Source organism: Frankia sp. CeRuru1 (genome assembly GCF_977966315.1).
This window is the reverse complement of record NZ_CDWWEW010000349.1, coordinates 1-5,452: the sequence shown is the minus strand read 5'-3', so window position 1 is coordinate 5,452 and position 5,452 is coordinate 1. Positions and strand designations below refer to the sequence as shown.

Here is a 5,452-nt window from a genome sequence, read left to right as displayed (position 1 = left end):
CCGTCATGTTCCGCAGCGGCCTGATGCCTGACGCGAGTGGCACCGTCGGGCCATCGACCGGCTTCCCGATCACCTCGACCTCGCCCGGCGATCCGCCGGCCCCGCTCACGAGGCCGCCCTCCCCGCCCCTCGCCGCCCCTTCGAAGCGCCTCGCCACCCATCTGTCGACCCGCCGGGCCCACTCCCGGGAGAGGGTGATGCAGGGACGCTCGATCAAAAAGTGCGTCACGGTGGAGACCCCGACGGTCAGGGTGAGGACCACCAGGAGAAACGGCAGGTAGGGGATCTTCCATAGCCGCCAGCCACTGTGCTCCAGCAGCAGGTCGATGACGGCCGAGTGCCACAGATAGATGCCGTACGAGATCGCTCCGAGGAAGGCCAGCGGACGGCTGGCCAGCAGCGGCCGCACCCAGCCGCGGTCGCTGCGGCCGAACACCGCCGGGAGCAGCAGGAAGAAGCCGAACAACCCGTAGCCCAGGTGCTTGCCTATGTCCTGGCTCCGCGTGGCTTCGAAGATCGGCACGAGCGGCAGGCCGAGATGCCTGCTCGACACCCAGTAGAAGAACGCGGCGATGCCCCAGCACACCGTGCCCGAGCCGGGCAGCTCGGCCCAGCGCGGCGACCTGCCCTGCCGGGAGCACCAGGCCGAGAGCACGGCGAGCAGCATGCCCATGGCGAACAGGTCCCACCAGACCGGCAGCCAGACGTTCCAGCCGTTCATCCAGGTCTGCGTGGACGGGATCACCAGATAATGGACGATCTTGGCTGCGGCGAACGTGACCGCGAGCGCGGCGAGTTCCACGCGTAACTGGGCGGCGGGCGGGCGGTCCCGCCGCCGCAGCAGCCACGCGTACACCGGTATCGCCAGGTAGAACGCCGCCTCCACGTCCAGGGTCCAGGCCTGGGTGAGGCCCTGGATCGCCCAGTGCTCCTGATAACCCTGGACGAAGAATGCCGTCTGGAACAGACCGGCCAGGCCGTGCACGCCGACCCGCTTACTGCTGACCACGGTCAGGGTGACGGCGAGCGCCACCCAGTACAGCGGGACGATCCGCATGAACCGCCGGACCAGGTAGCCGGCGGCGTCCGAGCCGCGGAGGCCGGCGAACCGGGCGGCGACGAACGGGCGGTAGAGCAGAAACCCCGAGATCAGGAAGAAGACCGCGACACCGATCTCACTCCGGGCGGTGTAGGGGCCCAGCCGGCTGCTGGTGGTGAAACCGGCGGGAAACGCGGTGTGCACGACGACCACGAGAATCGCCGCGATCGCGCGCAGGCCGTCGAAGCCGCCGAAGACGACCTTGGGTGGACGGACCGGCGCGGGAGTGCGCGGTTCGGGGATGGAAGCGGTGCCGGCCGGGCCGGCGGCTGCGCCGGAATCGGCTGCGGCCGTAAGAGAAAGGGCGGGTCCATTCACCGACCGAGCGCCCGGAGATCAGCAAGGTCCGGCACCCTGGCAACGTACCAGTCCGGTATACGCGACCACGTCGGCACCCCGAGCGAACCCCCCCTTTTCTACCCGGCCGGCCGATCCGCGAACCTACCGCGACACCCGAGCCACTACGCGACGCCCGAGCCACTGCGCGGCGGCCGTGATCGCGACGGCGGCGAGCAGCACGATCGCGGGCTCCGCGGCGGCCCGGAACCGGGTCGTCCCATAGATCGCGACCGAGGCGAGGCTCAGCGCGATCGGCACGGCGAGCAGTGGCAGCAGCACGACCCGGCGGCGGCGCAGCACCACGACCCCGGCGAGCGCCGCGATCTCCAACGGCCACAGCGTGACCATCCCGACCTTACTGAGGACCAGGGGGCGCAGCTCGATGGTGTCCAGCCGGGCCTGCTGCCAGGGACGGTAGACCCCCCATGTCCGACCAAGCCGCGCCGCGGCCACCCGGGGCAGGCTGCGCTCGTTGTGTTTGATGTAGTCGTACGCGGCCCGGCGGTAGAACACGTCCCGTTCGGAGCGTTCCTGGGGCGAGGGTGGCAACGCCAGGATGCAGTCGAACGACCACCAGCCGACGTACCGGCCGGAGTAGCTGGCCGGGCAGTGGGTGACCGCCAGGGTGGAGCCGAGCCCGGTGGACAGGTATTCCGGCTCACTGAACCGGGACAGGTTGTAGATCGTCCAGGGCGCGATCGTGAGCGCGCTCACCGCCGCCGCGACGGCCACCAGGGCGATCCGGCGCCGCCAGGCGAGTTCACGGGCCGTCGCGACGAGTGGCACCACCAGCACCACGGCGAGCAGCGCCAGTTCCGCTCGCGCGAGCATCACCGCCGCGAGGGCCACTCCGAGCCAGGCGGCGTCGGCGGCTCCCCGCCGGTCTCGGAACCGGTAGGCGGCAAGGGTGATCCACGCGCAGGTGAGGATCCCGGTCGTCTCCGACATCAACAGCGGGTCGTTGAGCCACATGCCTGGATAGACAGCGGCGATCCCGGCCGCCACCAGTCCGGTCACGGGGCCGGCGATCCGCCGCCCGGCGAGGGCGACGAGCACGATCGACAGCACGCCGAGCAGGCACGAGAACAGCTGGTGGGACAGGAAGCTGGTGAATCCGAGCACCGACGGCACGGCCAGCAGCACGCTGGTCAGCGGGGGGTGCTGGGCGTCGGGGACGTAGCGGCCGGACAGGGCGAGTTCGTAGGGGTCGGGCCAGCCCCGGCCGTCGGCGAAGAGGTTCGCCGCCTCGTGGTAGTAGTACGGGTCTCCCTGCACGACCGCCGGATGCAGCCAGTGGAACAGGTAGAACAGGCGGACGGCGAGACCGAGCAGCCCGATCGCGGCCAGCCACAGGTGCCAGCGCACGAGCCGCGCCCGCCCCAGCACCACGGAGAATCCCGACATCACGGGGAATCCCGGCGTGGGGTGGCCCGCGGGCACCGTCGGCGCTGGGGCCACCATCCGGGGGAGCCCCGCCGTGGTCTCAGACACGCGCGGAAGGTACCAATGTCCCGATAGCGGCTCGACACCGCGTCCGCCGCGACAGCGGTGAGCACACCGTGCGTGCGTCCTCCCACGCCGCTGCGATTAGCCTTGCCTGTCGTATGTCCTGGCGAGGTCGCAGCCGACGCAACCCCCGGCCACGAGGAGGGAACGAGGCTGACCAGCAACGACGCCGACACCTTCCCGCTCGCCTCCGGTGGGCGCCACCGCCGGGTGGCACCCGGGCCGGAGCCCACCGACACCACCCCGATCAATACCCGCCTGGGCGGGACGCGACCGGCGCCCGAGGCCACCCGGAGACCGGCTGGACCTCCCCGCCGGTCTCCCGGGACGGCGACGGCGCCCGGGGCGAGAACCCGGGCCGGCACCCGGCCGCGGACCGGCACACGCGAGGCGACGGGGCCGCAGCGGGTCGAGGAGGATCTCGACGCCACCGGGCCCGTGCTCGCGCCGCTCGGGCACTCCCCCGCGCTCGACGGCCTGCGCGCACTCGCGGTCACGGCCGTCATCGCGTATCACGCCGGCGTCTCCTGGATGCCCGGCGGCCTGCTCGGCGTCGACACCTTCTTCGTCCTCTCCGGGTTCCTCATCACCGGCCTACTGATCGCCGAGTACCGCTACAACCGGCGCATCGACCTTCGCACCTTCTGGATCCGCCGGTCCCGCCGCCTGATACCGGCGCTGCTGCTGCTCCTGCTCGGGGTGGCGGCCTACGCCCGCTGGATCGCCTCCCCCGGCGACGTGGGAACCCTGCGGCTGGACGCGCTCTCCACGCTGCTCTATGTCGCAAACTGGCGTTTCGCGCTGTCCGACCAGAGCTACTTCGACCACTTCTCGGCTCCGTCGCCGCTGCTGCACACCTGGTCGCTGTCCGTTGAGGAGCAGTTCTACGTCCTGTGGCCGCTGATCGTCTACCTGCTGATGCGGCACAGCGCGAAGACTGTGGACCGCTGGCGCCGGCAACGCCAGAAGGCCCAGTCGCTCGCGCTCACGGTCGCGGTCCTCGGCGCCGAGGCCTCCGCGCTGGTGGGCCTCGCCCTGCTCGTGGTCGGGACGGACCCCTCCCGGATCTACTACGGCACCGACAGCCGCGCCCAGGCCCTGCTAGCCGGGGCCGCCCTCGCCGTCTGGCGGGCCCAGCGGACGACCCCGATCTCCGCCCGGGCCCGGTCGGTCATGTCGGTCGTCGGCTGTGTCGCCACGGCTGCGATGATCCTCATCTGGACAACGGTGAGCGGGGAGAGCCGCGGACTCTACGCCGGCGGCTTCCTCGGGGTCGCGATCATCGTGATGCTGCTGGTCGCCTCGCTCGTGGAGGCGCCCCGGGGCCCGGTGGCGAGGGTGCTGGCCACCGCCCCGCTGACCTTCGTCGGCCGCATCTCGTACGGCCTGTACCTGTGGCACTGGCCGATCTTCCTCACGCTGACGGCCACCCGCACCGGGACGAGCGGCCTGGTCCTGCTGGGGCTCCGCCTCGCCGCCACGCTGGCGATCACCCTGGCCTCATTCCACCTCGTGGAGAACCCGATCCGGCGGGGCAAAGTACGCTTCCCCGTCCCGCGGGTGACGGTGCCCGCCGCCCTGGGTGGAGTGCTCGCGGTGATCCTGCTGGCGACCGCCGGGACGTCGGCGTCGGTGCGCACTCCCGCGGACCTGGAGGCGTTGGCGCGGCGGGCGGCGACCTCCCCACAACCGGCCGTCGCCGTCAAGGCCGGCGGGAACGCCCCGATCAAGGTCCTGCTAGGCGGCGACTCGGTGGCTCTCACCCTGGGGTTCAGCGACTTCTCCTCGAGGGCCGCCCAGCAGGGTATGGAGATCCACGACTTCTCCAAGCTGGGGTGCGGCGTCGCCCGGGGGGTGCAGCGGCGCATCCTCGGCAGCGCCGGTCCCACCACCGACGGATGCGACCAGTGGCCGCAGCGGTTCGCCCAACGGGTGAACGAGGTCAACCCCGCACTCGCGATCCTGCTGGTCGGTCGCTGGGAGATCACCGACCAGGTGCGGGACGGCCGGTGGACGCACATCGGCGATCCGGGGTTCGACGCCTACCTCGGCCGGGAACTCGACCTCGCCATCGACACACTCGGTGCCAAGGGTGCCAAGGTGGTGCTCCTGACGACCCCGGTGTTCAAGCCGACCGAAGCGCCGAACGGCGGCATCTACCCGGAGACGAAGGCCGAACGGGTGGTGCGGTTCAACGCGCTGCTGCGGGCCGCGGCGGCCCGCCATCCCGGCGTCACCGTGATCGACATCGCGTCGATTCTCACTCCGGGTGACAAGTACGTCGACGAACTGGACGGTGTCCGGCTACGCGACGACGACGGTGTGCACATCTCCAATGGCGGTGCCCGACGGATCGGTGCCGCGATCATTCCCCAGCTTCTCCGGATCGCCCGGGGACCAGCGGCCGCCGCACCCGCGCCGACCACGCCGACCACGGGAGCGGGACCCGGCTGACCCACCCGCTTTACCCGACGCTAACCTTCCGCCCAGTACCGGGCGGTCTACAGG

Annotated in this window: 3 protein-coding genes; 1 reads left to right on the top strand and 2 read right to left on the bottom strand. The window is 71.3% G+C overall.

Translation table 11 applies throughout. The features are described 5' to 3' along the window. Together AC08OP_RS19980 and AC08OP_RS19975 are read right to left on the bottom strand one after the other, a co-directional pair. Positions 1-1,417: acyltransferase family protein (locus tag AC08OP_RS19980; protein WP_476615583.1), on the bottom strand; the 1,417-nt coding region annotated here is incomplete at its 3' end. Between the two features lie 123 nt (positions 1,418-1,540). Then, positions 1,541-2,842 carry a glycosyltransferase family 39 protein gene (locus tag AC08OP_RS19975; protein WP_476615584.1) on the bottom strand — a complete coding sequence of 434 codons (1,302 nt, stop codon included), beginning with the start codon at positions 2,840-2,842 and terminating at the stop codon, positions 1,541-1,543. 189 nt (positions 2,843-3,031) lie between these two features. On the opposite strand from AC08OP_RS19975, the gene AC08OP_RS19970 reads away from it, so the two are divergent. Continuing rightward, the gene (locus tag AC08OP_RS19970) at positions 3,032-5,398 is read left to right on the top strand and encodes a DUF459 domain-containing protein (protein WP_476615582.1); all 2,367 of its coding nucleotides are present in this window, start codon (positions 3,032-3,034) and stop codon (positions 5,396-5,398) included. The last annotated feature ends 54 nt before the right edge of the window (positions 5,399-5,452 follow it).

Excerpts from the sequence above, each read along its gene's own strand:
- AC08OP_RS19975 (WP_476615584.1), bottom strand. The coding sequence starts at position 2,842 with ATGTCGGGATTCTCCGTGGTGCTGGGGCGGGCGCGGCTCGTGCGCTGG.